This window comes from Methylomonas sp. Uni0011, from assembly GCF_056850255.1.
The window spans coordinates 1-21,986 of record NZ_JBVVNO010000020.1 but is presented as its reverse complement, the minus strand read 5'-3'; the positions used below and the strand labels follow the sequence as shown (position 1 = coordinate 21,986).

17 protein-coding genes are annotated in these 21,986 nt (G+C 56.3%); 9 read left to right on the top strand and 8 right to left on the bottom strand.

Annotated elements, in window-relative coordinates:
• Positions 1 to 2 precede the first annotated feature (2 nt).
• The gene (locus tag AC0IM9_RS17325; protein WP_482804824.1) at positions 3 to 1,508 is read right to left on the bottom strand and encodes a phenylacetate--CoA ligase family protein; all 1,506 of its coding nucleotides are present in this window, start codon (positions 1,506 to 1,508) and stop codon (positions 3 to 5) included.
• 105 nt (positions 1,509 to 1,613) lie between these two features.
• On the opposite strand from AC0IM9_RS17325, the gene AC0IM9_RS17320 reads away from it, so the two are divergent.
• A complete protein-coding gene (locus AC0IM9_RS17320; protein ID WP_482804823.1) occupies positions 1,614 to 2,573 on the top strand; it encodes an alcohol dehydrogenase catalytic domain-containing protein in 960 nt (319 codons plus the stop codon).
• Here AC0IM9_RS17320 and AC0IM9_RS17315 read toward each other — a convergent pair.
• Entirely contained in the window at positions 2,570 to 3,100 is a 531-nt protein-coding gene (locus tag AC0IM9_RS17315) for a YgjV family protein (protein ID WP_482804822.1), read from the bottom strand. The two genes, AC0IM9_RS17320 and AC0IM9_RS17315, sit on opposite strands and share 4 nt — an antisense overlap.
• 188 nt (positions 3,101 to 3,288) lie before the next feature.
• On the opposite strand from AC0IM9_RS17315, the gene AC0IM9_RS17310 reads away from it, so the two are divergent.
• Positions 3,289 to 3,723, top strand: a complete 435-nt coding sequence (locus AC0IM9_RS17310) for an SRPBCC family protein (RefSeq protein WP_482804821.1) — start codon at positions 3,289 to 3,291, stop codon at positions 3,721 to 3,723.
• A gap of 976 nt (positions 3,724 to 4,699) precedes the next feature.
• On the opposite strand, the gene AC0IM9_RS17305 is transcribed toward AC0IM9_RS17310, so the two are convergent.
• The 3 genes from AC0IM9_RS17305 to AC0IM9_RS17295 form a co-directional block, all read right to left on the bottom strand.
• Positions 4,700 to 5,167: a hypothetical protein gene (locus AC0IM9_RS17305; RefSeq protein WP_482804820.1), complete on the bottom strand. Its 468-nt coding sequence runs from the start codon at positions 5,165 to 5,167 to the stop codon at positions 4,700 to 4,702.
• A 1-nt stretch (position 5,168) separates the two neighbouring features.
• Positions 5,169 to 5,522: a hypothetical protein gene (locus AC0IM9_RS17300; RefSeq protein ID WP_482804819.1), complete on the bottom strand. Its 354-nt coding sequence runs from the start codon at positions 5,520 to 5,522 to the stop codon at positions 5,169 to 5,171.
• 469 nt (positions 5,523 to 5,991) lie between these two features.
• Positions 5,992 to 6,954, bottom strand: coding sequence for a hypothetical protein (locus AC0IM9_RS17295; protein WP_482804818.1), 963 nt, complete (start codon positions 6,952 to 6,954; stop codon positions 5,992 to 5,994).
• 1,015 nt (positions 6,955 to 7,969) lie between these two features.
• Here AC0IM9_RS17295 and AC0IM9_RS17290 point away from each other — a divergent pair.
• Together AC0IM9_RS17290 and AC0IM9_RS17285 are read left to right on the top strand one after the other, a co-directional pair.
• Complete coding sequence (locus AC0IM9_RS17290) at positions 7,970 to 8,920, top strand: CFI-box extended C-terminal domain-containing protein (protein WP_482804817.1); 951 nt, start codon at positions 7,970 to 7,972, stop codon at positions 8,918 to 8,920.
• A gap of 17 nt (positions 8,921 to 8,937) precedes the next feature.
• The gene (locus AC0IM9_RS17285; RefSeq protein ID WP_482804816.1) at positions 8,938 to 11,745 is read left to right on the top strand and encodes a CHAT domain-containing protein; all 2,808 of its coding nucleotides are present in this window, start codon (positions 8,938 to 8,940) and stop codon (positions 11,743 to 11,745) included.
• A gap of 101 nt (positions 11,746 to 11,846) precedes the next feature.
• On the opposite strand, the gene AC0IM9_RS17280 is transcribed toward AC0IM9_RS17285, so the two are convergent.
• Both AC0IM9_RS17280 and AC0IM9_RS17275 read right to left on the bottom strand, forming a co-directional pair.
• Positions 11,847 to 12,314 carry a single-stranded DNA-binding protein gene (locus tag AC0IM9_RS17280; protein WP_482804815.1) on the bottom strand — a complete coding sequence of 156 codons (468 nt, stop codon included), beginning with the start codon at positions 12,312 to 12,314 and terminating at the stop codon, positions 11,847 to 11,849.
• 30 nt (positions 12,315 to 12,344) lie between these two features.
• A complete protein-coding gene (locus AC0IM9_RS17275) occupies positions 12,345 to 13,730 on the bottom strand; it encodes an MFS transporter (RefSeq protein WP_482804814.1) in 1,386 nt (461 codons plus the stop codon).
• Between the two features lie 252 nt (positions 13,731 to 13,982).
• Between AC0IM9_RS17275 and AC0IM9_RS17270 the strand changes: the two genes are divergently transcribed.
• From AC0IM9_RS17270 to AC0IM9_RS17250, 5 genes are all read left to right on the top strand, one after another.
• A complete protein-coding gene (locus tag AC0IM9_RS17270) occupies positions 13,983 to 14,423 on the top strand; it encodes a putative lipoprotein (protein ID WP_278212501.1) in 441 nt (146 codons plus the stop codon).
• A 12-nt stretch (positions 14,424 to 14,435) separates the two neighbouring features.
• Positions 14,436 to 16,313 (top strand): hypothetical protein, encoded by a 1,878-nt coding sequence (locus tag AC0IM9_RS17265; RefSeq protein ID WP_482804813.1) that lies wholly within the window; start codon positions 14,436 to 14,438, stop codon positions 16,311 to 16,313.
• A gap of 167 nt (positions 16,314 to 16,480) precedes the next feature.
• A complete protein-coding gene (gene uvrA, locus AC0IM9_RS17260; RefSeq protein ID WP_482804812.1) occupies positions 16,481 to 19,297 on the top strand; it encodes an excinuclease ABC subunit UvrA in 2,817 nt (938 codons plus the stop codon).
• A gap of 72 nt (positions 19,298 to 19,369) precedes the next feature.
• On the top strand, positions 19,370 to 19,960 hold the full coding sequence (locus AC0IM9_RS17255; RefSeq protein WP_482804811.1) for a Uma2 family endonuclease: 591 nt from the start codon (positions 19,370 to 19,372) through the stop codon (positions 19,958 to 19,960).
• Positions 19,961 to 20,397: 437 nt separating this feature from the next.
• Positions 20,398 to 20,886, top strand: coding sequence for a hypothetical protein (locus AC0IM9_RS17250; RefSeq protein ID WP_482804810.1), 489 nt, complete (start codon positions 20,398 to 20,400; stop codon positions 20,884 to 20,886).
• 421 nt (positions 20,887 to 21,307) lie between these two features.
• Here the strand turns inward: AC0IM9_RS17250 and AC0IM9_RS17245 are convergent, their stop codons facing one another.
• Positions 21,308 to 21,835 (bottom strand): PEP-CTERM sorting domain-containing protein, encoded by a 528-nt coding sequence (locus AC0IM9_RS17245; protein ID WP_482804860.1) that lies wholly within the window; start codon positions 21,833 to 21,835, stop codon positions 21,308 to 21,310.
• Between the last annotated feature and the right edge of the window lie 151 nt (positions 21,836 to 21,986).

Here is a 21,986-nt window from a genome sequence, read left to right as displayed (position 1 = left end):
CGTCAACGCCGGGTATAACGATGCTTGACGCCGACCGGAAAATACTCGGCATCGCCGAAGCCGTGCAGCGTGATCTGCGGCAACTGGCGCTCGGCCGGCGTGTAATGGGCGAACTCGCTGTTCAAGCGCAGCAATTGGGCTTTGACCGATTCGGCGATGGCCGGCACCATCTCCGCCGTCGGCGCGACGCCGGGCAACAGTTCCACCGCAATCTGCAGTTCCTTGTCGCCATCGGCGGTTTCCCGGGTCTGCAATACGAACTTGCCGCTGGCCCAGGCCGCGATCTGCGGCTGCTCCAAACCTACCGTCACGTTCTCCGGATAAATATTGGCGCCGTAATACGACACCGTGAAATCGGCCCGGCCGAACACGAATACGAACGGCAACTCCCGCGGCCGAAAGTCGGCCGGCAAGCCCAGATCGATATGCGATGTTACGCCGTATCGGCTTAAAAAATCCCGCATCTCGGCGAACGCGACCAAGCCGCCCTTGTCGGCGATGTGGTAGCGCAGCAGCGGTACGCTGGATGCGCCGGATACCACCAGGGTACCGTCGTGCAATTCAAAAAAGCGGCTGGCCGGATCGTATTGCACCAAGGTCGGGAGGCGCGACTCACCGAACAAGGCCCGGGCCGCATCCGGCCGCTCGGCCAGCCAACGCCGGATCGCGACGCTGTAAGGAGTTTCGTTACCCAGCACGCCGCCGTCGGCGGTGCCGTACAACGACGCACTGTCGCAGCAAATATCTGCAGAGCCGGTGCGCCGGGCCAGCAAGCTGCGCCATTCCTCGCTGAACACTTCGCCGGCGAATACCAGCTTGGGCCGGTACTTTGCCCAATCCATGCCTTCGGCAAGGCCGGCGTCGATCACGTCCTTGACGAACGGCGGATAACCCAGCAACACGGTTTGTTCGAAGTGCGGCGCCAATTCGCGCACCACCCGCAGAATCTCGGCCTTATTGTTGCCCGGCGTCGCCACCATCAACGGATAGCCCTTGCGCGCCAGCTGCCAGCAGCAGGAGGTGGTAAAGATGCCGCCGACCCAATTGCCCAAGGCAAAACACACCACCGCCAAAGTGCTACGCCGATCCGCTTGAAAGCTGTCGGCAAACACTTGCTCGAAACGCAGCGCCACCTCCAATTCGTCGGCGGCGGCGCGCGGCCAGAAGGTCGGCTTGCCGGTGGAACCGGACGACACCGCTACCCGATCCGCGCCGCGCAAGCTGCCACCGAAGCAGCGTTGCGGCAGCGGATAGGCCTGCATGTAATCGGCCTTGCCCATCAACGGCAGATTTTTGAACGCCGCATAATCGTTGACCTGCGCCGGATCGACCTGGCGCGCGGCCAGAAAATCGCGGTAGGCCGGCACCTCGGCGGCGCAGCGTTTGAACAGCTGCAAATATTTGTGCCGGACATCCAGCGCGGCATTCTCGGCCAGCAAACGATCGAGCGGCGTATTGACGAACCGATCGAACGCTTCGGCGGCCGGCGGCAACGGAAAATCGGACATGGCAATCCCCACGAAAAAAGTCGAAGCCAGATTGTAGCGCCATCCCGGCTCAACCCAACCGGCATTTGCGCGATAATCGGCTTTTCCTCGTCCGGCGTAGCGATCATGCAAGCACTGGTTTTATCCGACACCTTGGCCTACAGCACCGACTTTGCCGAGCCGTTGCCGGCAGCGGACACAGCCTTGATCGAACTGTGCCTGGCCGGCATCTGCGCCACCGATCTGGAATTGGCGCAAGGTTATGCCGGGTTCCGCGGCATTCCCGGTCACGAATTCGTCGGCCGCGTGGTGGCGGTCGGCGACCCGCAACACGACGCTTGGCTGCAACAACGGGTGGTCGGCAGCATCAACATCGGTTGCCAAACCTGCCCGGAATGTCTGCAGCATGGCCCGGAACATTGCCCGAACCGGCGCGTGCTGGGCATCCGCGGCCAACCTGGCGCCTTCGCCGACTATCTGACCCTGCCGATTCGCAACCTGCAGCGCATCCCCGACGCGGTGCCGGATCGGGCGGCGGTATTTGTCGAACCGCTGGCGGCGGCCTTGCGCGTGGCTGAGCAACTGGCGCAGCGGCCGGCCGGCGAAATCGCCGTGGTCGGTCCGGGCCGGCTCGGCCTGTTGATCGGTAAAGTGCTGGCCCTGGCCGGCCACGACGTCGTGATGCTGGGCCGGACGCCGGCTTCGCTGGCTTTACCGGCGGCTTGGGGCTTGCAGACCGGTCTAGCCGCCGATTGCCCGGACAACCGTTTCGATTGCGTGGTCGATGCCAGCGGCAACGCCGCCGGCTTTACGGCAGCGCTACGCCTGACCCGAGCGCGCGGCACCCTGGTATTGAAAAGCACCTTCGCCGCCGGCGCGGCGTTGGATTTAAGCAAAATCGTCGTTGCCGAAATTACGCTGCTCGGCTCGCGCTGCGGGCCGTTCGCTGAGGCGGTGGCGTTATTGGCGAAAGGCGCCGTGCCGGTGGAGACATTGATAGACGGCGAATATCCGTTGCGCGACGGCGTCGCCGCGTTCGCCCATGCCGCCCAGCCCGGCGTCCGCAAAATCCTGCTGCGGCGCTAAACCGAATCTTGCCGATATAAACCGACGATGGTCCGGATATTGACCAGCATGGCCACGCTCTCGGCCAGCAACGCCGGCCAAGCCTGCCAATACAGGTCGTTGCCAATCCAGGCCAGGCTGGAGGCCAGCAAGGCGATGCGCATCCGCCGATTGTCCAGATAAAACAACGCGACGGTGGTATTGATCGTCGCAAAGCCCGGCGCCAGCGATATCGGCCCCTGCCAAGAGCATGCGGTGAACGCGGCGAACGCCGCGGTAAATCCGGCGGCCGTCCAATGTTTGCCGGCCCCGTGGGTGACATAAGCGGATAACAAGGTGCGCAACGCGGTGCCGGCCATATTCAAGCCGGCGGTCCAGGCGTTCAATAAAAAATACTGGCCGGCCCAAAACAAGGCCCCAGTCGCCGACCAGCGACGAAACGCCCGGCCGCCCGGCAACCAGTAAGCGCGCCACTCCAGCACGATGCCGATACTGCCCACCGCATAGGCTAGGCTGTGCAAATCCAGGGTGTCGATCAATGCGGCCAAAGGCGGCGGATTCCTAAGTTGTAGATTAAATGCCACCGCCAGCGTGTCAACGGCCGGCGCGCCCGTTGTTCGGACGGGTCTGTTAATGTCAAATACGGCTACAGTCCGACCAGGATGATATACGCTAATCCGGATCGGGCATACCATCGGCCCAAGCCAATCTTCGCCACCCGACCCAGCAAACCGCCATGTTTCATTACCAAATCGATACCGAAATCGAAATCGCCGCGTCAGCCGCCAAAGTCTGGGCCATTTTGTCGGACTTTGCCGCCTATCCGGCCTGGAACCCGTTCGTCCGCGCCATTTCCGGCGAAGCCAAAGTCGGCAGTCGCTTGCACGTGCAAATCCAGGCCGGCAAAACCATGAAATTCCAACCGACCGTCGTTACCGTAGAGCCGGAACGGGAATTGAAATGGCTCGGCCGGGTTCTGCTTCCCGGCCTGTTCGACGGCGAACACCGATTTACCATCGAACCGCTGGCCGTGGACAAAATCCGCTTCCGCCACAGCGAGCGTTTCAGCGGATTACTAATCCCACTTTTCGCCGCCGGCTTGCAACGCGACGTGCTGCCCGGTTTTGCAACGATGAATCAGGCGTTGAAAGCCCGCGCGGAGCAGCAATAATGCAGGATGAATAGGATACGGTTGATCCGAACCGCCATATTCATTTTTTGTAGGTTGGGGAGGAGTCCATGTCATCAGCCTACGGGCTGACAGAATTACTGGAATCGACCCCTAGTTGACATTCTAAGCTTTGTGCTCAATGACGGCAGTGATTTAATGAGCCGCCATTCAATGTAAAGCTAAGGGACGCAACTTCCATGGAAAGTTGGCAAAGCCACTGAATCCGAAAATACACAAACCTACAAAACCACCCCGAAAAGGTGCGTCCCGCCGCTGCGGCGCTGAAGCATGTATTTAAATCTGGTCCGCAGGAAAAGATTGGTCAAGGGCGAGAGAAAGTCTGGAAGAAAAAAGCATATAACGAAAAAATGTAAAAATAAAAAATAATAACAGAAAAACTCCAAAAAAACTTGCGTTAATTAAATCTGAAAATAATGGCTGATTCGCATTAATACTGCAGAAAAAAATACTAAAAATAAATGCTGTCAAAATAGAAACAGGTGTACGTAATTCTATTTTTTCTTCTTTTATCTCATCAATAACATCTTTTTTCCGGCTAGGGCAACGTCAATATGAGTTTTGAGTGAGGCAATCCGAAACCGATTTTCAGTTTTAGAAAAGGAACGATCATTAAGTCTATCCAAAGCTTTACATGATCGGAGATGTTTAAGTTCGTCTGTTGTCATATAGCCTAAGGCTAAAGCATCAGCAATCAATTCACTTGTTAGTTGAGTTCTTCGAGCTTGCCACTGACTTCTCTCGTTCCAGACAAATAGTAAAATAGCTATCAATGATAGAGACGCCAACCCTAAAAAAGTCCATTTTGTAAAATATACAGACCAAATAATAAAAGTTAAATGAGCTGGTAATGATATTAATATAGTTATTGGTCGCGCAGCACCATACCCAAGAACATGAAATATTTCGTGAAGAAAAAGAAATTTAGGTATTGCTTCATCTTTTTCAGGTAAGCCACTTACAAAAACATGGGAAGAAAAAAATTGCGACCCAGTATATGTAGAGCCAATCCTTGTCCAGGCGCATAATGTATATATATCATTTCATCAAGTTTGCGCTTGAGCAAAGCATTTAAATTCAATAACCAATGCTCAATATCAGAGTAAATACTATACTCAAAAGGGAATCTATCGTTCAAAATAGAGCTCAACCGAATCGTTTTTCCAGCTACTCCTTTTGCAAGACAGCCATCTATAATTTTTAGAGTGTTAGTTCCTAGGTTATACATTGTCATGCAGTTTATGGCTAAATGGTTTACAAAAATAGCTATTATAATTAGACAAAATGATATTAATGAAGGATATTGGAAGGCGATAAAAAATTGAAAAAGTGGTATTGGATTAACGGCGATTATTTCAATCAGCATTAGAGTAAAACGCTTGGGGTTGCGTCGATAAATATCAATAACAAAAGCAGAAAATTTCAAGTTAAAGGTCCTCGGATTTTTTTATGATTATCTCCAAAATTGAAACCACATCGACATCATCAATATCTTCAGGTATTTTGAGCTGTTCGCGAACCAAAGATATAAACTCATCAATTTTGATGGCTTTATTGGTTTTTGATTTGATACGATCATGAAGAGCACAAGAGCTCTCAATAAAACCAATAATTCCCATCAAATAACCAATAACTTCAAGTACTGGTATTTCTTCCCCAAAATCAGTTTTGATTATTTTTGAATTTTCATCAAATAGCTGACTAAAATTTTCTCGTCCTATAAGATCACATTCATCCTTGAAGTTTTTTTGAAGAATTTCTTTTGTAATTTTGGTATACATGCTTATATATCCTCAAACCTGTGGCGTAATTCGGTGAATAAAAAATAAAAACATTTTAGTATAGTAGCTGTATGCAGAAGATAGAGTCATTTTCGCGCCCATGCTTGTGCCTGAGCACTGCTAATACAGGATGCTCGCCAGTCACATTATTAGTTGTTCTTTGAGTCAAGTAATAAGTACCCGCTGCTTCACTAAAAAGGCCTTAATCCAACGTAACCTTCTGGATAAAGAAGAACCGTATTTCCGATAATCAGCTTGGTTATCTAAGTATTCAAATTGAAACCTAGGATTCTAAAGTGTGCCAGGCGAACACTCGCGGAGGCTAGCGCCTGTATTCAGCGCCATGCACTGCCCCAGGAAACCCGAAAATACCAAGTCGCTTCGTGGTGTGAATGCATTGGAACGATTCATTAGGTGGTTCCACATGAGCAAATGGTAGGTATGTTTGCTAAATGCCCTATTATGATGTTCACGAAAACCTCACCTTTGTTAATTCGTCAGCCATTTTCTCAGTAATAGCAGAGAAAATGCTTTCTGACATTACTTGGTTCATATCATCAAATTGACCTTTAATAATGCTAGATACTTCGCTTGGAATTTTGTCGGCCAGTTTAGACGGAAAAGTATTGTATTCATAAACAAGTAACGCTGCAATTAACGGTAGAATGATCCATACTAACGGAACATGCGCAATGCCAACAACAGCCAACAATGCTATTAAGGCTTTTCCTATAGCAGTTTTTATCAATATACCAACGCCAACTTTCCTAATAAAATTAACAAGCACAGTTTGAAGAGCGGCTGATGCCATTACTTTCATTACAGCAGCTTTAACCGCGTTCATTACAGCGATTTTTCCTGAAGTCGTTGCCAGCATCTTGCTGATTGCCAGAACTACTTGTTTGCCAACGGTGGACTGAAAAAAATCTCCAATTTGTTGAGTAGCTGCATCAATTACTGTACCAGCGATTGAATAAGCCGCTGCATCATGATTCATTACAGCAATTTCTCTTCCTATCCAATTTTTTTCCTCTAGCACCTCATGCCGAATAGTAGACGTTCCTGCTCCGTGCTTAAGAAGTTCTTCGATAATTGCGTCGGAAACTGATTTGCATATACTATCTGACCCATAAAACTCTAAAATTGATGTCTCTACTGTTTTAATTACAACACCAGTAACTTCACTTTCAACATTATATCCTCGATATTGCTTTCCTCTGCAAAAAGCAATCATCGCTCCCGCATATTCTTCACTGGCTTCAGGTTTGTATGTTTTAATTTTATTCCCTTTTGACTCAAGTATGAATGTCAAACATTCTTTTGGGGTTAGCTTTAATATGCTTTGCTTAGTATCATGGTTTATTTTTCTAAAAAGTTCGTTTTTATGTTTCGCAATCGCGTCTTCTACAACTTTCGTGCCTGAATCAGCCATATTTGTACCATAAGTTTTGAATTTTATTTAGCCTAACTAGTAGTTAGGCTCCGTACAATTACCACGTATTTTGAATCATCACAATAAATTTGTGATCGGTAAGGAGTTTTCCCTTTTGTATATCATTCAAACTGTGCTAGTAACTTTTTTGTAGGTTGCCATGTTAAGGCCATAAGATGTGCGGGGGCGATTCCCATCAGGCACGCCGTTCGCGAACGGTGCGCCTCGCGTGGCTCAGCATAATCTATAGGTGGCCTCACCTTTTCGGGATTACAGCCGCCAGCTATAGATCTATCTACCGACGTTAGTCAGAAAAATCATCCGTCCGCAATTGGCCGAACTCAGCCAAAATATACTGACTGGCGCTTCTGCAATCCTAAGTATCCTTCAGTGAACTACTCGGCAAGTAGCCAACAAAGCCACCTCACCCCCAACCACCCGAATCTCCCCACGCAACCACGCCAACTCCGGATTGGCTTCTAAACCCGGCCGCCAAATTACTGCGGAATCGAACGGCGAGATGGGTCGCGGCGGTTCCAGCATGATCAGATTGGCCGGTAGAGCCGATCGGCTGCGGCGCGGGAAGCGACCGTCAATACCAGGTCGATGCCGTCTAACAAGGCGGCGGCCTGTCCTCGCTCCCGGCTCTGTTCGGCTGGGTCCGGCGGGCGCGGATTTGATCCTGGCAACGCGTTTGCCGCTCCGCCGCACAACCCCCAAATCCGAGCGGTTTTAAACCCGCGCCTACCGAAAATCGGGGCTGCATTTGCAATGACGAGCAAAGCCAAATAAGCTGCAGTCGGACGAAGCGGAAACCCGCTTGGCACCGGCGTGCGGGCTCGTCGCGATTCGTCCAGTTTAGCGGGCTCCGGCGATAACGCCGCAGAAAGCCCCGGTCGCACCTTTGTCGTGGCAGACCACGGCGAAGGTTTCGTAACGTTTTTCGCCCTAACCTTAACGAAAGCAGGCTACAGGATTGCAGTTTGGGTTTAACGGCATAGTGCAGGGGGTAGGTATGAACGGTCACCAACACGATCGGCGCGGGCCGACGTTCCCGATGCGGTTTAACGTGGTTACTTTTTTCCTGGTGGCGTGGCTTGGCTCGGGCTGGGCAGGAGCGGACGAGCCGAACCTGAGGCAACGGGCGTTAACCTACCCGGTATTGATTCCGCGAGTACAGCCCGCATCAAGCGAGGCTGAACAACCGGCCAGCACCCAGCCGGCCCAGCGGGTTGACGACAAGGTGTCCACACCCGCGGTTCAGCGCTTGCCGGACCGAATGACGGTCAAACCGTCACTGCTGTCGCAAGATCAGATCCGGCTGAAAAAAGAACTGCACGCGCTAAACCGGCAGAAAAAACAGTTGGAACAAGAGGCGGCGAATGCCAGGAGTCAGCTCGATCAGAAACAGGCGCAGTTGAATCAAACCAGCCAACCCTTGTTAAAACAAAGACTGCAGTTGGAGATCAATCAGATCAACTCGCAACTGGGTAGTCTGCAACAGAACCTGCAAAACGTAGACCAACAGCGGCAAACCTTGATGATGCACATCACCGATAGCAGCGATTATCAAGACGATACCGAGGAGTTGACACCTGCCGGCCAGACCGGCTCCGAAGGCCCCGGCCGCTGGAACCCCGATGGCCGCCAGAATTACTGTTTTATCGCCACGGCTGCTTACGGCAGTCCGCTGGCGCAGGAAGTGGTGGCCTTGAAACGCTTCAGGGATCGGCATTTGCTGCAATATTCGTTGGGCCGGGCCTTCGTCGATGTTTACTACCGATATTCGCCGCCGGTCGCCGACTATGTCGCCCAACACCAAGCCGCCCGGATTGCGACGCGGATGCTGCTCTGGCCGATGGTGACGGCACTGAAACACCCTGCCCTGTTTTGGTTGAGCCTGTTGTTCGGGCTGGGTATGGCCGTTAAGCGCCAGCGTAAACCGGTTACCGGCGTCAAATTGTAAAGGCCGAGATGGCGGCCATGAGCGGATTGCCCCCTTTGCGCCACGCCCTGTTGGCCGGCGTGCTGAGCTGGGTCGCTGCCGGCTGTAATTTGCTGCACAGCGCGGAGAACCTGGATTTTCCGGACGATGCCGAGTCTGGCGCCATCATGACCGGTAACTGGCCCAGCCAAGCGCAGCGCTTGCGGGAACTGGGTTTGCGCGAGTTTAAACAACAACGCTACGATCTGGCGTTAAGCCATTATCGGCAAGCCCTGGCATTGGCGCACAACACCGAGCCGCCTGAATTCAGCGGCGATTTATTTTACAAAATCGGCCGCAGCCATCTAAAACTCCAGCAATACGCACAGGCCACGACCGCCTTTGAAAACGGCCTGCTGCAATTCGACGCCGAGCACGAGAATGAGCTGGCGATATTGCACAACATGTTGGGCACCACCTATCGAAAATTGGGCGCGATCGACAAAGCCGGGGCGCATTTGGAGCAGGCTCTAAGCTTGCGGCGTAAACTGGCCGACGGCTTGGGCGAAGCGAGGACGCTGGGCAATCTGGGATTGACTTATCTGGCGCAGGGCCGCTACGCCAAAGCGCTGGAGATCTACGATCAAGCCCAACAACGGTTCTCCGCATTGCCGGAGGCGTCAGTTCGCGACAAAGGCACCATCCTCAGCAATATCAGCGCGGTTTATGCCGAAATGGGCCGATACGACACGGCCCTGGCCCAGCAACGCCAAGCGCTGGCCATTTTCGAGGCTGCCGAGGATATCGACGTCCAGGCCGATATCGCTTCGGCTTACCACAATCTCGGTTATATCTACGCCGAACAAAAAGATCACCAGGCCGCAACCAAAGCCTTCGAACACGCCATTGCGATTCGCAAGCAGCTCAACGACCGTTTCGGCGTCGCGGAAACGCAAAATAATCTCGGGCTGACGCTAAGCGAGCAACAGCAGCACACGCCAGCGCTGGCCGTGTTATCGAGCGCACTCGACGTGTTGCAACAGCTCGGCACCCGTAAGCCGACCGCGGCCACTTACGATAGCATCGGCAGCGTTTACGCCCGCCTCGGCCAACTCGAACCGGCATTTAGCGCCTACTTGCAAGCGTTGGCAATCTGGCGCGACATTGGAGACCGCGACAATGCCAGAATCACCCTGGGGAACATCGGCGCCCTGTTCGAGCGGCAAGGTCAACAGACCTTAGCTATCGCCTTCTACAAGCAGTCCGTCAACCTCAGCGAACGGATACGCAACGACTTGAAATCCCTGCCGGAACAGGATCAAAAAGCCTATCTGGCCAGAGTGCAGGGTTTTTACCGCAGTCTTGCCGATCTATTGCTGCGCCAGGACCGGGTGATCGAGGCCCAACAAGTGCTGGATCTGTTAAAAGTGCAGGAAGCCGCCGACTTCCTCGGCCCGGTGCGCGGCAACGAAACGACCGGCCAGGGTGTCGCCGAATTGCCGGCGGAGCAAGACATCTTAAAAAACTACGCCGCTTTGGAGCGACAAGCCATCAGCACCGGCCAGGCACTGGTGGCCTTGGACAAACTGGACCGCTCCCAGCGAAGCCCGGAGCAGCAAAAACAGTGGCAGGAATTGGACCGGCAGCAACGCAGCCTGCAACGTGCCTTCGCGACCTTCATCGAAAGCCGCGAGATTCAGGCTCTGATCGGCAATCTGAGCCGGGAAGCCCGAACCGCATTGCCGGCCCTGGAACAACTGCGCTCGCTCAAGGACAATCTGGCCCGCTTGGGGACACAGACGGCGTTGCTCTATCCGTTGGTGTTGGACGACCGCTTGGAGATCGTCCTGGTCGGGACGCTGAGTCCGCCATTACATATTCCGGTGCCGGTGGACCGCGCAACATTGAATCAGGCGATTTTGGACCTGAGAACCGCCCTGACCCGGCGGCACAACGACGTCGAACAAAGGGCGCAGACACTGTACCGCTGGCTGGTACAACCGATAGAACCACATCTGCACCAGCTCGGCGCCAAAACCATTCTCTACGCCCCCGACGGCGTCCTGCGCTACATCCCGCTGGCGGCCTTGCACGACGGCCGGCAATGGCTGGCGCAACGCTTTAACACCGTCAACATAACCGCTTTATCTCTGACCGAACTCGAGACCCGGCCGCTGCGCGAGCCTAAATTGCTGGCGGCGGCCTTCGCCAGCGGCGATTACGATTTCACCTTGGGCGACCGGCATTTCGACTTCAAAGGACTACCGTTTGCCGGCCTGGAAGTGAATGATCTGGCCGCTTTGTATCCGGGGGCGCTAAAGCTGGTCGACCGCAACTTCACTCCCGCTGCGGTACTTCCGGAACTGAACCGGTTCAATATCATTCACTTCGCCACCCACGCGGCGCTGGTGTCAGGCAAGCCGGACGAATCGTTCATCCTGTTCGGCAACGGCGAACGGGTTACTGTCGATCAGGTCAAGTACGAGTGGTCGCTGGAAAACGTCGACTTGATTGCGCTCAGCGCCTGCGAAACCGCTTTGGGGGCGTCGCTGGGCAAGGGTGAGGAGATTTTGGGGCTAGGCTTTCTGATGGAAAACGCCGGAGCCCGCGCTACGTTGGCATCGCTATGGTCGGTGGACGACGGCGGCACCCAGGCCTTGATGAACGCTTTTTATCGCGCCCTGCAACAACCCGGCACCACCAAGGGCGATGCCCTCCGCCAAGCCCAGCTATCCATGATAACCGGCGCTTCCGGCCCTGGTTCCGACGAAGGCCGCGGCGTGCAGACCAGCGACGGCGACGGCGGCGTTTCTTTTAGCCACCCCTACTACTGGGCTCCCTTCATATTGATCGGTAACGGCCTTTGAGCCAATCGGCGGCGGCTATACCAGGCCATGCGCTTTAACCGACGGGTACACCAAAAAAGCCCCTGAGCAGGGGCTTTTTATAGATACGGTCGCGGCGTACTTTAGAACGGAATGTCGTCATCGAAATCGTCGTAAGCGGCCGGGCCGGAAGGCGCCGGGCTGCCGCCAGCGCCTGCCGGGCGGTTGTCGTAGGCACTCGGCGGCGGCGTGTTGCTGTCGGCGTAGCTGGTAGTGCCGCCGCTGCGGCTGTCGAGCATGTTCATGTTTTCGGCGACGATTTCAGTGGTGTAGCGGTCCTGGCCGTCCTGGCCCTGCCATTTCTGGGTACGGATACGGCCATCGACGTAGACCTGGCTGCCCTTTTTCAAGTACTCGCCGGCGATTTTGGCCAAGCCGCTGAAAAACACCACCCGGTGCCACTCGGTTTCTTCCTTACGCTCGTTGGTATTGCGGTCGCGCCAACGGCGGGTAGTCGCCAGCCGGATCGTGGTGATGGCGTCGCCGCTCGGCATGTAACGTACTTCCGGATCGGCGCCGAGGCGGCCGATCAGCATGACTTTGTTCAGCATGGTTGTCTCCGTGTGTTGTTCAGCAGCAGCCTAACGCCATTGCTGTAAAAATTGGTTGAGTTGGTCTTTGTCCAGGCGCTGGCTGTCGACCTTCAGATAAGCGGCGCGTTCTTCGAAATGCAGCCGGACTTCCTCGACACCGGCAATCGCCAGCAATTGTTTGGAAAAGTCGCTACCCCGTTCGGCGGCAACGCCTTGTAACGGCAACAGCAGATTGGCCCAATAGCGCGGCGGCGACATGAACAGCGCGATCAGCACCCAACTGGCGGCCACCCCGGCCGAAAACAGGAACACGGCAACGGCGCCGAATTCGCCGTACAACCAACCGCCGGCCGCCCCGCCCAGAAACGCACCGAGGAACTGGCCGCTGGAGTAAATCCCCATCGCAGTGCCTTTTAAATCGCCCGGCGCGGTCTTCGAGATCAACGACGGCAAAGTCGCTTCCAACAAATTAAAACCGCAGAAGAAAATCCACAGACAGGCGATCAGGCCGATCAGCTGGCCGTGCAACACCACGAAGCCGAGATTGGCGACTACCAGGGTCGCGATTGCGCCAAGAAACACCGGCTTCATCTTGCGTTTCTTCTCGGCAATGATGACGAACGGAATGATGCCGGCCATCGAGGTCACCAACACCGGCAAGTACACCATCCAGTGGCTACCACCGTCCAGACCGGCATCGCGCATCAGCAAGGGCACCACGACGAAGCTGGCCATCAGGATCAAATGCAAGGCAAAAATGCCGTAATTCAGGCGCAGCAGGTCGGGGTTGGTAATGACGCTGCTCAATTCCGACGGGATGTATTCGGCGTCGCGGTGAGTGCTGATCTTTTCCGGATTGGGTACGACGAACAGAATCACTAGAATCGCCAGCGCGGCCAGTAACGCAATCATCCAGAAAATGCCGGCAATCCCGAATTGGTGGGCGATGATCGGCCCCAGCGTGATGGCGACGCCGAACGACACGCCGATACTGGCGCCTATCGTTGCCATGGCTTTGGTGCGGTGTACTTCCTGGGTCAAATCGGCCAGCAACGCCATCACCGCCGCCGAAATCGCCCCGCAACCCTGCAAGGCCCGACCGATCAGGACGCCGTAAATATCGGTGGCCAATGCCGCCCAAACACTGCCGGCCACGAACAAGACCAAGCCGATCACAATCACAGTCTTGCGGCTGAAGCGGTCGGACAGCAGGCCGAACGGAATTTGCAAAATGGCCTGGGTCAAGCCGTAAATACCCATGGTCAAACCGACCAGTTTCGGCGTGGAACCCGGCATTTGCTCGGTAAACAGCGACAACACCGGCAGCAGCATGAACAAACCCAGCATTCTGAGCGCATAGATACTGGCCAGCGACACGGTCGCCCGCTTCTCCATGGCCGTCATCGGACTGGTAATATCCTGAACCTGTGTCAAACCTGTAACTCCTCTTTGCCTCGGTACGATTTAAGCCGCTTATAGTACCAGTTTCTCGCCGGCTTCCTCCAGCGCGAACCGGCGAAATCGGCCGGGCGCCGGGCGCGGATTGCCGGCCCGCGCCGGTTGCGCGCCACCCCAAGCCACGACCGGCTTACCGGCGACGCTGGCTCGGGATATACTCTGACTTTGCTTCGGACCCGGTCGGGTCCGTTAACCCCAAATTTCAAACTCGCCTCCCGGAGGGACGCCATGAACCGTTTCACCCTGCTGCATTTGACCGCCTTGCTGATCGGCGGCAGCCTGCTCGGCGCCTGCTCGTTTTCCACCAGCTCGGAAAGCGCGTTCGACAGCTCGAAAGCCTTGTTCAACAGTGCTTCCAGCCCGTTCAAATCCAGTTCCGATTCCTCGGGCGACGCCAAGGAAAAATACGAAGCAGACGTCGCCGATTACACGGCCGATTTCGTGGTCAGTTCCAGCGGCACGCTGGACAGCTTTCGCACCCGCTTGAGCGAACTGGCGGAAAACCACGGCATCACCGATTGGGAGAACGACCGCTACACCTACCTCGGCATCGGCCGCGGCCTGCGCAAAGCCAAGCTCGGCAAGCCGCAAATCTCGGCGTTCACGGAAAGCCTGAGCCGTAACGATCCGATGAAAAAACAAGCCATCGAAGACGGCCTGAAAAAATAACCGGACCCCGCCATGCTGCAGCGTGCGCGCTTGGTTTTCGGCCGCTGGCTGGTTGGCGCGCTACTGGCGGCCGCGGCCGGATCGGTCGCCGGCGCCAGTTTCGACTTTTTGTACATCGAAGCCAACGAGGGCAACGCCAGCGGCGGCCACGCCGCACTCCGCTTCGGCGACCGGGTTTACCATTTCCAGCACGTCGAGCCGGGCTTGTTACGGCTGTACCGCGACGACTTCGCCGCGTTCCGCTTCGCTTATGCCGACCAGCAGAACCGCACCCTGCACGGCCACCGCATCGAAGTCGCCGACGCCTACTACCATGCCTTGCAGGAGACTTTCGATCGCCGGCTGGCGCAACAAAATCGCGAACTCAGCCTGTTGCGCGCGTTACAGGAAGACGCCGATCTGAGCCGCGATCTGCAGGATTCGGAGCAGGTTCCGCAACTGCGTCTGCGGGCTCTGGGCTATTTTCTGGAAGAGTATCGGGCCGCACCGATTCCGGCTGCGGCCGCAGGCGGCGACAGTCCGGAACTGGCGGCATTGCGCGCGGCGGCGCTGCAAAAGTACGGCCCGGATTTTCTGGCGCAAAAACGCCGGGACCTATGGCAGGAGTTGTCGACGCTGGCGCCCGACGATTCGGCGCAAGCAAGCGCTTCGGTCCCGCCGGCCGGCGGCCTGACTTTCGCCCAGCAATACAAAAACCGCTTGCTGAACCTGGCCGCGCTCGACCTGCTGCTGGCCGGCAAGTCGCCGCGGGCCGATGCGTTATTGCCCCTGAGTGGCGCGCATTACCGGCTGAGCCAAGCGCAGCAAAACACACTCATCCAATACCGGGACCAAATCCGCGCCGATCTGCTCCGGCTGCTGAACAGCGAACGGCCGGACTGGGGTTATCCGTTGTTGGTGGGCATGGCCCGGCTGCACGCCCTGCAGCAATCCTTGGCCGGCGGCTATCTGACGGTGCTGGATCGGCGCGCCGCCGACGCCGACCCGTATGCGCCGGCCGTCGACCTGCCGGCCGCGCTGCAGTATTCCCGGCAATTATTGAGCGCCGCCAACGCCCCATTGGCTGCGGCGCAAGCGCTCGACGAACGTAGCTATGCCACGATCGAACACGGCGCGAATGCGGTATTCGCGTTGGAACGCGCCCTATCGGAACAACCAGCCGCCGCCCTACCCCGCTTCAGCAATACGCCGGACAAATCCGCGCCGGCGGACTTTCCCCGGCCACCACTGCCGGCGGCGACAACCGAGGCTTACCGCGCCGGTGCCGCCGCCCGTTTGGCCGATTACCGCCGGCAATTGTTCGAGCGCTACGCTTACCATCTAGTGCAGCGCAATTGCGTGACCGAAATCTTTCAGTTGCTGAATGCAACCGCCGCCCAAGCGTCGGCCACAGTCGATGCATCCGACCTGGCGACGCTATCCGAGCAGGCGCTGGGCGCTTATCTGGACGGCCATTTTCCGAATCCGATTCCGTTCGTCGCCTTCGACCGGGTCGGCGAACGCTACCGCACCGTTGCCAGTTACCAACTGCCCGCCTACCGCGACCGGCAGATTCGAGAGCGTTACCGGACCGCGCCGGATTGGTGGGTAGATCTACAGGAATCGAACAGCTTGACCTCGTCCTTATACCGCTGGCAAGGCAGCGACGCCGCCTTCGTGTTTTTCACCCAGGACGCGGTCTGGCCGCGGCCGCTGCAAGGCGGCGTCAATCTGGCCGCAGCGGCGCTGGAAACCGGATTCGGCCTACTGAGCTGGCCGTGGGACGCGGGGCAACACCTGGCAAAAGGCATGAAAGGCTGGGCGGTGAGTCTGCCGGAGTTGGTGTTTTTTAACATCCGCAAGGGCTCGTTTCCGCATTTGTTGCCGGACGTAACCGCACCCAACAACTGAATCGGGATCTGCCGGTTAAAACTGGACTTGTCGCATCATCGATACCGGGTTCCGGTTCGCCTTTGGGGGTGACGAAAATCTTTGCCTCGTCATCAATCCCCCTTTGCCCAAGCCCCGGCATTCCCCGTATAGTATCCGGCTGTTAAAAATCCCAGGACTTTACCGCAGTGGACACCATCAGCATACGCGGCGCCCGCACCCATAATCTGAAAAACATCGACCTCGACCTGCCGCGCGACAAGTTGATCGTCATCACCGGCCTGTCCGGTTCCGGCAAGTCGTCGCTGGCCTTCGATACCATTTATGCCGAGGGCCAGCGCCGCTACGTCGAGTCGTTGTCGGCCTACGCCCGCCAGTTCTTGTCGATGATGGAAAAGCCGGATGTCGACCATATCGAAGGCCTGTCGCCGGCGATTTCGATCGAGCAAAAATCCACCTCGCACAATCCGCGTTCGACGGTCGGCACCATCACCGAGATTTACGATTATCTGCGGCTGCTGTACGCCCGGGTCGGCATTCCGCGCTGCCCGGAACACGGCGTGTCGTTACAGGCGCAGACCGTCAGCCAGATGGTCGACCAAGTGCTGGCGCAGCCGGAAGGCGAGCGCTGGATGCTGCTGGCGCCGGTGATCAACGACCGCAAAGGCGAGCACGTCTTATTGCTGGAAGACTTGAAGGCCCAAGGCTTTTTGCGCGCCCGCATCGACGGCGAAGTCTACGAACTGGACGAGCCCCCCGCCCTGGACTTAAAGAAAAAGCACACCATCGAAGTCATCGTCGACCGCTTTAAAATCAGGGACGACATTCAATTGCGCCTGGCCGAATCGTTCGAGACCGCGCTAAGGTTATCCGAAGGCCTGGCGATTGCCGCGTCGATGGAAAACGATCAGCAATTGCTGTTCTCCGAGCGTTACGCCTGCCCGCATTGCGGCTACAGCCTCAGCGAGCTGGAACCGCGCATCTTCTCGTTCAACAACCCGAAAGGCGCCTGCCCCAGTTGCGACGGCCTGGGCGTACGCCAACATTTCGATCCGCAATTGGTGGTGCACAACCCGGACATCAGTCTGGCCGGTGGCGCGGTGCGCGGCTGGGACCGGCGCAATGCTTACTACTACCAAATCATCTGCGCGCTGGCCGCCCATTACAATTTCGATCCGGAAGCGCCGTTCGCCAAGATTCCACGCGACGTGCAAGCCATCATTCTCTACGGCAGCGGCAACGAAAACATCGAGTTTCAAATTCAGATGGGCAACGCCAAACCCAAAGTGTCGCGCCATCCGTTCGAAGGCATCATTCCCAACATGGAGCGCCGGTATCGGGAGAGCGACTCGCAAATGGTGCGCGACGAGCTGGCGAAATATCTGGCGCAACAGACCTGCTCGGTCTGCGACGGCGCCCGGCTGAACATCGGCGCCCGCAATGTGTTCGTCGAGGACCAGCCCTTGCACCATTTGACCCGACTGCCGATCCGCGACGCCTTGCATTTCTTCCAGGCCTTGACCATCGCCGGCCATCGCGGCGAGATCGCCGCCAAAATCAATAAAGAGATTCAGGAGCGGCTGGAATTTCTGGTCAACGTCGGTCTGGATTACCTGACCCTGGACCGTAGCGCCGATACGCTGTCCGGCGGCGAAGCCCAGCGTATCCGCCTCGCTTCGCAGATCGGCGCCGGCCTGGTCGGCGTCATGTATGTGCTCGACGAACCTTCCATCGGTTTACATCAGCGCGATAACGAGCGCCTGTTGAACACGCTGTTCAGACTGCGCGACCTCGGCAATACCGTGATCGTCGTCGAACACGACGAGGACGCCATCCGCGCCGCCGACCATATCGTCGACATCGGCCCCGGCGCCGGCGTCCACGGTGGCCAAATCGTTGCGCAAGGCACGCCGGCGCAAATCCTGGCCGACGCCAATTCGCTGACCGGCCAGTACCTATCCGGCGCACAAAGCATCGATGTGCCCAAAAAGACCACGCCCAACGATCCGGCCCGGCAATTGACCATCAAAGGCGCCAGCGGCAATAACCTGAAAAACGTCACGGCCAGTTTTCCGGTGGGGCTGTTGACCTGCGTCACCGGCGTCTCCGGCTCCGGCAAATCGACCTTGATCAACGATACGCTCTACAGCCATGCCGCCCGCGTCATCAACGGCGCCAGTTGCATCCCGGCGCCGTGCGAGGCCATCGAAGGCCTGGAGCAATTCGACAAGGTGGTCGACATCGACCAAAGCCCGATCGGCCGCACGCCAAGATCGAACCCGGCCACCTACACCGGCATTTTCACGCCGATCCGCGAATTGTTTTCGGCAGTGCCGGAGGCGCGTTCGCGCGGTTACAACCCCGGCCGCTTCAGCTTCAACGTCAAGGGCGGCCGCTGCGAAGCCTGCGCCGGCGACGGCGTGATCAAAGTAGAAATGCACTTTCTGCCGGACATCTTCGTGCCCTGCGACATCTGCCACGGCAAACGCTACAACCGGGAAACGCTGGAAATCCGCTACAAAGGCAAGACCATCCACGAAGTGCTGGAAATGACGGTCGAAGACGCCGCGGCGTTTTTCTCGGCCATCCCCAGCCTGGCGCGCAAACTGCAAACCCTGATCGACGTGGGCCTGAGCTACATCACGCTGGGCCAGAACGCCGTGACCCTGTCCGGCGGCGAAGCGCAGCGGGTCAAGCTGGCGAAAGAGTTATCGAAACGCGACACCGGCACCACGCTGTACATCCTCGACGAACCGACCACCGGCCTGCACTTCCACGACATCAAACAATTGCTGAGCGTACTGCACACCCTGCGCGACCACGGCAACACCCTGATCGTGATCGAACACAACCTGGACGTGATCAAGACCGCCGACTGGATCGTCGACATGGGCCCGGAAGGCGGCAGCGGCGGCGGCACGCTAGTCGCGGAAGGCACGCCCAAACAAATCGCCAAGCATAAGACTTCGCATACCGGGGCTTATTTAAAGCGGTTTTTCAGTTGATGCGACTTGCCGCCGCGCGATGGACTGCTGATTGGGATCAGTCCTATAAATAGTGGACGAAGGAGACGAGCTGTGGCCCTAGCGCTAAAAGACCGGCAACAACACACCTACGGCGAATATCGACAATGGCTGGACGACGTGCGCTACGAATTGATCGACGGCGCCGCCTATCTGATGTCGCCGACACCCGATTTGGCCCATCAAGACGTTGCCGGGGAAATTTATTGTCAAACCGCCAACGCATTGCAAGGCAGTTCCAGCCGCGCCTTCATCGCGCCGCTGGACGTACGCCTACCGAGCCACGACGAAGCAGACGAACTGATAACCAGCGTCGTACAACCCGATGTATTGGTGGTCTGCGATGCCGATAAACTGGACAGACGCGGCGTGCGCGGCGCGCCGGATTGGATCGTCGAAGTCTTGTCGCCCTCCACCGCCAGCCACGACCAAATCAAAAAACGCGATCTCTACCAACGCCACGGCGTCCGCGAATACTGGCTGGTCCACCCTGTCGACCGCCTGCTGTTCGTCTACAAGCTGCACAACGGCGAATACGGCAAACCCGAGCTGTACCCGCTGGAAGGCGAAACCCAGGTCGGCATTCTGCCGGAGATCGTGATCCGTTGGGACGAGTTGGTCGCGCGCTTGCCCAAGGATTATTGAAGGATACAGCGGCGTCATCAAGGCCTGCACAGCCAAACCTGCCGTTTAGCCGAGGACGTTCGTCCTGATGCCACCCGCATGGCAATTTTGCGTCTCGGCGACGAACTCGTAGTGCGCCAAACGCCCGCCAATGCCTCAGCTTCGAAGCCCCAATGCCTTGGCGGTTGATTTCATCGCCGAAAGCAATCACAAAAGCCGCAGCAAAAGCCACTGTTCTATCAGGCAGATTGCCAAAAAATGTGAAATGCCTCATACCAAAAACGGCCATTTTGTAAAAAAAACTGACAGAAGCACAGTCACCCTGATGGATGTGAAAATCGGTTTTAATTGATTGAAATCAAACAAAACTATGATTTTTAACTTGACACTCCATTATTTAAAATCGACCACTGCAGTCAATTGATGTGCATAAAAAGCTGACACCCACGGATTCGACGATGTCGACACCGCAAAAACCCGCTAACGCCAGAGCTTTACCCCTCACGCCTGCGCACTTGCAGCAGGCGTTTCTGGCCGTCTGCCGGCAACGCCGGCATTTTCCGGCGGATGCCGATATCTGGCAGTTGCGACGACATTGGCCGGCGCGCAAGAGCGGGCTATTGGCGGAGATTCAGAGCGGTGACTATCGATTTTCCCCGCAGCATAGGCTGTGCAAAACCGATGGTCAGATCGTGCATCTTTGGGCGGCGGAAGACGCGGTGGTCATCAAGCTGTTGAGCGCTTGGCTGCGGGATAGGCCGACCGTGTCGCCGGCCTGCGTGCATGTCAAAGGCCATGGCGGCCTCAAACGCACCGTGACCCAGATCCAGGCCAAGCTGGGCGACTACCGCTTTGTTTGCAAAACCGATGTCAAGGGCTACTACCCAGCCAGCGCCCCAGACACGCAGCTCAATCAAAACTGCTACGCGACCCTAAAGCCGATGTAGGGTGTGGTGAGTTTACGAACCGCACCGTCCGCGAACGATGCGCTTCACGGTGTTCAGCACATCCTACAGCCCTAAACAGGCTGTCCTGAAAGCCCCCTCTCCTCGCGGGAGAGGGCTGGGGTGAGGGGAATAGCCCTGAATCAAACCTGCAACCGCTTGCCCTGACAGCAATACCCCTCCAAAACCACCATCGGCAAGATCGAGCACGGTTTTGATTTTCTGGGTTACCGCTTTTCCCGGCAACCCTTGCAACTGGCGACCGTCACGGTCGAAAAACACGTTGAAACACTGCACCGGCTTTATGAGCAACAGACCCGGAAAAAAGCCAACTCAGTGGAGTTGGCCTCGGTTCTGGGGCAGTACCGTCAACGCTGGCGGCGCTGGTGTACTGCCGGATTGGACGAAAGAAGCCAGCAGGACCTTATTTGCCCCGAGTACGCAACCATCGCTGACCGAACAAACCAATCCCGAGCAGCATGAGTGTACTGGGCTCGGGGACGGTCCAAACCGCGTATGTGAACGCGGGTAAATTTGTAAAATCATAATTTGCTGATCCTGTCTGTGCATGCGGACGTATAACTGTGGGGTTGGTACTTCGAACTAATAATCTCAATCCTGTTTGTGTGCCAACTGAATTTGTGTTCAATATTGTGACTAGTATACAAGTCTGGATATCCTCACATCCTGAAATCGAGGATGGGTTGCGCGCGAATCGTGTGTCCGCGTCGATAATTTGCTTTAAAGCGCTAAAAGCGGCGTCTATAGATGAAGGCGACTGAAACGGGAAATCAGTGTTCTGATCGCATCCGTTAAACAATGCGACGCATGTGCCGTCACCAATCCGGACATTGTAGACGCTTCCATTAACGTTGATGCCGGTGGCTCCGATCAATATATTATTTGAGTCGGTGATTAGTGAAGCAGCGCTGCTACTGTGCAGGGGCAGCATCAACAGAAATAAAACAGCGGTTAGCAGGCTGGTGAAAAACTCCCAAAGCCAAGCAATCCGAGACCGATAACGGCTGGTAGCGGTTAAAATAGGCTACCTAAATTTGGAGATGCCCCAATGCGCGGACACGATGCCATCCAACACAGCTGGT

What these genes read in the sequence shown, in the direction of transcription:
- AC0IM9_RS17325 (WP_482804824.1), bottom strand. Translation starts at nt 1,508, where the DNA reads ATGTCCGATTTTCCGTTGCCGCCGGCCGCCGAAGCGTTCGATCGGTTC.
- AC0IM9_RS17320 (WP_482804823.1), top strand. Translation starts at nt 1,614, where the DNA reads ATGCAAGCACTGGTTTTATCCGACACCTTGGCCTACAGCACCGACTTT.
- AC0IM9_RS17310 (WP_482804821.1), top strand. Translation starts at nt 3,289, where the DNA reads ATGTTTCATTACCAAATCGATACCGAAATCGAAATCGCCGCGTCAGCC.
- AC0IM9_RS17300 (WP_482804819.1), bottom strand. Translation starts at nt 5,522, where the DNA reads ATGTATACCAAAATTACAAAAGAAATTCTTCAAAAAAACTTCAAGGAT.
- AC0IM9_RS17295 (WP_482804818.1), bottom strand. Translation starts at nt 6,954, where the DNA reads ATGGCTGATTCAGGCACGAAAGTTGTAGAAGACGCGATTGCGAAACAT.
- AC0IM9_RS17290 (WP_482804817.1), top strand. Translation starts at nt 7,970, where the DNA reads ATGAACGGTCACCAACACGATCGGCGCGGGCCGACGTTCCCGATGCGG.
- AC0IM9_RS17285 (WP_482804816.1), top strand. Translation starts at nt 8,938, where the DNA reads ATGAGCGGATTGCCCCCTTTGCGCCACGCCCTGTTGGCCGGCGTGCTG.
- AC0IM9_RS17280 (WP_482804815.1), bottom strand. Translation starts at nt 12,314, where the DNA reads ATGCTGAACAAAGTCATGCTGATCGGCCGCCTCGGCGCCGATCCGGAA.
- AC0IM9_RS17270 (WP_278212501.1), top strand. Translation starts at nt 13,983, where the DNA reads ATGAACCGTTTCACCCTGCTGCATTTGACCGCCTTGCTGATCGGCGGC.
- AC0IM9_RS17265 (WP_482804813.1), top strand. Translation starts at nt 14,436, where the DNA reads ATGCTGCAGCGTGCGCGCTTGGTTTTCGGCCGCTGGCTGGTTGGCGCG.
- AC0IM9_RS17250 (WP_482804810.1), top strand. Translation starts at nt 20,398, where the DNA reads ATGTCGACACCGCAAAAACCCGCTAACGCCAGAGCTTTACCCCTCACG.
- AC0IM9_RS17245 (WP_482804860.1), bottom strand. Translation starts at nt 21,835, where the DNA reads ATGCTGCCCCTGCACAGTAGCAGCGCTGCTTCACTAATCACCGACTCA.